The organism is Mesorhizobium sp. M1A.F.Ca.IN.020.06.1.1 (assembly GCF_004023265.1).
Lineage (GTDB): Bacteria > Pseudomonadota > Alphaproteobacteria > Rhizobiales > Rhizobiaceae > Mesorhizobium.
The window spans coordinates 1-4,023 of record NZ_RZSR01000556.1; the positions used below are offsets into that span (position 1 = coordinate 1).

Annotated in this window: 6 protein-coding genes; 5 read left to right on the plus strand and 1 reads right to left on the minus strand. The window is 61.2% G+C overall.

Translation table 11 applies throughout. The annotated features are described in order from the left end of the window. On the minus strand, nt 1–375 hold a 375-nt coding region (locus EOA60_RS22140), incomplete at its 3' end, for an adenylate/guanylate cyclase domain-containing protein (protein ID WP_164899460.1). A gap of 693 nt (nt 376–1,068) precedes the next feature. On the opposite strand from EOA60_RS22140, the gene EOA60_RS22145 reads away from it, so the two are divergent. The 5 genes from EOA60_RS22145 to EOA60_RS22165 form a co-directional block, all read left to right on the plus strand. Beyond that, nucleotides 1,069–2,421 (plus strand): site-specific integrase, encoded by a 1,353-nt coding sequence (locus EOA60_RS22145; protein WP_127335720.1) that lies wholly within the window; start codon nt 1,069–1,071, stop codon nt 2,419–2,421. Between the two features lie 312 nt (nt 2,422–2,733). Further along, on the plus strand, nt 2,734–2,952 hold the full coding sequence (locus EOA60_RS22150) for a helix-turn-helix domain-containing protein (protein ID WP_127335721.1): 219 nt from the start codon (nt 2,734–2,736) through the stop codon (nt 2,950–2,952). After that, nucleotides 2,949–3,224 (plus strand): hypothetical protein, encoded by a 276-nt coding sequence (locus EOA60_RS22155; RefSeq protein ID WP_127335722.1) that lies wholly within the window; start codon nt 2,949–2,951, stop codon nt 3,222–3,224. The genes EOA60_RS22150 and EOA60_RS22155 overlap by 4 nt, the downstream gene beginning before the upstream one ends. Continuing rightward, nucleotides 3,221–3,544, plus strand: coding sequence for a hypothetical protein (locus EOA60_RS22160; RefSeq protein WP_127335723.1), 324 nt, complete (start codon nt 3,221–3,223; stop codon nt 3,542–3,544). The genes EOA60_RS22155 and EOA60_RS22160 overlap by 4 nt, the downstream gene beginning before the upstream one ends. Before the next feature lie 38 nt (nt 3,545–3,582). Further along, on the plus strand, nt 3,583–4,023 hold a 441-nt coding region (locus tag EOA60_RS22165), incomplete at its 3' end, for a bifunctional DNA primase/polymerase (protein WP_164899461.1).

Genomic DNA, 4,023 nt, shown 5'->3' on the forward strand with positions numbered 1-4,023 from the left:
TTCGAGGCGGGCGGCGATGTTGACCCCGTCGCCGTAGAGGTCGCCGTCCTCCTCGCAGACCACGTCGCCGAGATTGACGCCGATGCGCAAGCGAATCCGCTCTTCCTCCGGCGTCTCCGCCTCGTGTTCCGCCACAGCCTGCTGGATCGCCACCGCCGATGTCACCGCATTGACGACGCTCGCGAATTCGCAGAGCATGCCGTCGCCGGTGAGCTTGACGATGCGTCCCTGGTTCTCGGATACCAGCGGCTCGAGGAGGTCCTTGCGGTAGGCCTTCAGCCGCTCGAGCGTGCCGCGTTCGTCGCGCTCCGTCAGGCGCGAATAGCCAACCACGTCGCAAGCCAGGATCGCTGCGAGGTGGCGCTGCGTGCTCATTACACGGCTCAGCCAGGCGCCTGCACGCGGGCCGTCCCGCGTCCATGTCCTGCCGGCTTCCATGCGCCTCACCTGCACGCTATCCATCTTTCCCAATCTCCGCCCGTCGCTGGAACGGAGAGCAACTTGACCTTGCCCTCACGAGATTCCGCTATCCAGCTTGCGAAGCGTGGAGCGTTCAGTCGCGCTACAGTCAACCAACGACCCGCCCACGCAGCCTCTGGGGACGCTGACGCCACTTCCAGAAGGCCGGGGATGTTGGCTGGCTTGTGTAACCGGTTGACGCCACCGTGCCGGCGCTTTTGTATCGGCATCACACCGAACAGTCACGCTTGGAGGTGCTGAGGTCGGCAAGCGGCGAAATGCTGCCGTACGACGCCGCAGCGTTTCGGCTTAGGGCGATCTTGGGTGGGTTTATGGGCGAACCCAAATCCACCCGACAGGTATGGTATTGGAATTACACGCTTTTAGGAAACTGGTGCGCTTGCGTGACTCGAACACGCGACCCCATCATTACGAATGATGCGTTGAGATATCATTGTTAATAATTTGACATAATCGATTTCGGCATAACTAGCTGATTTAAAGGTGGTTTTGACGAATTTTGGTTTCAAATAGATCGATATGCATACTTGTGCATAACCAGTGATATTGTTACCTATTGTTACCTTTTTGACCTTGGAGTAGCGGACCATGCCGAAAATCAAGTTCGCCGACGCGACCATTCGCGCCCTCAAGCCGCCGACCTCTGGCCAAGTCGACTATTTCGACACGCTGTTGCCGTCCTTCGGTGTCCGCGTCACCGCCAAAGGCCGGAAGACGTTCTTCGTTTTCGACCGCGTGGGCGGCAAGCTTAAGCGCATGACCCTTGGTCGTTATGGCCCTTCACCCATGCTTGGGCTGGCTGAGGCCCGTGAAAAGGCTAGAGAATGGAAGACAACTGCCGAACGCGGGGCCGATCCCGTCGTTGAAGCGAAGCGGCAGGAGGCAACGGCTGCGGCCAGCACGTTCGCCAAGGCCGTGGAGAAGTTCCTAGCTGATCGGAAGGCGCATATCAGCGCAAACACATACCGCGACTACAGCACGTTCCTCGTCGGCCCTGCCGTGGCCGATTGGAGGGGACGGCAGCTCGCCTCGATCAGCCGCGCCGACGTGACGGTGGTCCTCGACAACCTCGACGCTCAAGAGCACTTCGCCGCTAGCAACAAGGCAGTCGCCTATCTTCGCGTGTTCTTCAACTGGTGTGCTGATCCTGATCGCGGCAACCTAATTGACCGCGCGCCAACTGACCGGTTGCGCATGCGCCACGACAACACGAAACGCGACCGCGCTCTGACCGACGAGGAATTGGCCGTCGTGGCGGCTGTGCTCCGCGATGACGACGGTACACTCCGCGTAATGTATGGCCTCAACGACGCGCCGCCCTTGGCCGATCTATGGCGTGATTTCTTCCTGGTGCTCGCTCTCACCGGTCAGCGGCGGAACGAAGTCGCCGGCATGATGTGGAGTGAGCTTCGCGAGTTGGATGGTAAGGAACCGATTTGGGACTTGCCGGGCAGCCGCACCAAGAACGGCCTGCCGCATCTAGTGCCGCTGTCACCGGCTGTCGTCACGATTCTGCAAAGGCGTAAGATGCAAGCCGACGCCGTCCGTGAGATACCGGACGCATCGGCGAAGCGGAACGGCGGTAAAGTGGAACGTCTGCCATTTGTCTTTTCGGGCAGCGGCGGCGAGGAGCCGGTGTCTGGTTTCAGCAAGGCCAAGGGGCATCTCGACGCCCGCGTGTCGGCGCTCTGCACGGCTCTTGGGCGGCCTGTCCTGCCGCACTGGACCGGCCACGACCTGCGGCGCACGATGGTCACGGGGATGAATGAGCTTGGCATTGCTCCCCACGTGGTCGAGGCGGTCGTGAACCATGTCAGCGGCGCGGCCAAGGCCGGCGTGGCCGGCGTCTACAACCGGGCTCGCTATCTGCCGGAGCGCCGGGCAGCCTTGAATGTGTGGGCGGCTCGCGTCGCGGCCTTGGAACCGATGCGGGCAAGCTGACCGTTTAAACGATGCGGCGGCGGCCACGTAGCCAGATGGCCTAGCCGCTGTTCTGCTGTAGGATTATAATCCTTGACTTAATCGCTCTACCTGTGATTTAATAGTGCAAAATTTAGTCAGATAGCGAACACCCCGGCATGATCCGACCGGGCCGGCTAAAACTCTGACCAAGGGTGCAATACCAAGAACGCCCTCTTTCGGATCAATCCCAAATGCGTCGAAGTACTACGGCCTAGGTGCGCGCCCGCAAACGTGCGCGTCTGCCTGGCCGGCAACACCAACCGGCCAACTGGCCGAAAGGAAAGCCGCGCCATGACCGCTATGGAAGCGCTCGAACTCGATCCGCTCTTGACGACTGAGCAAGTCGCCAGGCGGTACAACTACCACCCCCAATCTCTCCGCAATCTTCTGGCTAAGGGAAAAGGTCCGAAGGCCATCAAGCTGCCCGGCGGGCGCATTCGCTACCGCGCCAGCGATCTCTTGGCCTGGGAGATATCAGCTTACGACGTGCCCGACGAGGTGGCGTCATGAGCGCCATCATCAAACAACAGGTTGCATCTCCCCCAGAGGCGGAGGTTGAAGCCGCCGAGACCTGGCTTCACTACACCCTAGCGACCCGCACAGATCATCAGATCAGGCTCACGGAGGCGTTGCGCCAGGGACGGCGGGCCGACCACCGCGCCACGAACGTAGTCGCCGCCAAACGGCGCCTGCAAAGGGATGGCCTCATCGAGCTGGCCCATGATCGCAAAGGCAAGCTTGTGTGGCGGCTGGTAGTGCCGGGAGGCAGGAGGGCAGCATGACCGCGCGCATCGTCGAGAACATCATGAGTGACGCTATTGCCGGCGCGGCATACGCCGATGATCCGTCGTGCGTCGCCGACATCAACTTCATCGGCGGCTCTTTCGGTGAGCTTGTCAGGCGTGCCGCCGCAGAGGCGGCTGCTACTGGCCGCGCCGTCGAGATCGCACCTGGCGTCACGGTTCGCATTGCCGACACCTCGCCGCCGTTGATCGATGTCTGTACCGCTCCGGGCGTCAACCTCGCCGAGGTGGCGCGGCGCTTCCAGTCCCCTCCCAATAGGAAAGCCCGCCGCTCCGAGGAAAAGCGGCGGGCCATGTAACGCGAGAAAATAAAATGTCCGATAAATATGATAATAGCTTGAACGGAAGGGCTCAAGCTTCAAAGCTGCAAATCGCGGTTGCGTACGCCAAGCGGCTCGGCTGGTCCGTTGGTCCGCTGCTCCCTGACAAGAAGATACCGCCCTTCAAGGATTGGTGGAACAAGACCACGAACGATCCTGATCGGCTCGCCGACTTCTGGTCCCCGGAGCGCAAGCTGATCGGTGAGACGCGCAAGGGCAAGCCGGTCTATTCCAACCCCGATTACAACATCGGCCTCGACACGGAAAAGAGCGGCGTCATCTGCATCGACTGCGACGAGAAGGACGGCAAGCATGGCATCGCCGCTCTGCGCAACCTGGCGGCCGAGCAAGGCGTCGAACTCGGCCCCGACGCGGACGTGTTCATGACGCGCTCGGCATCGGGCGGCGTGCACGCCTACTTCGAAGGCGAACCGGTGCAGAGCAAGAATAGCGTCTGT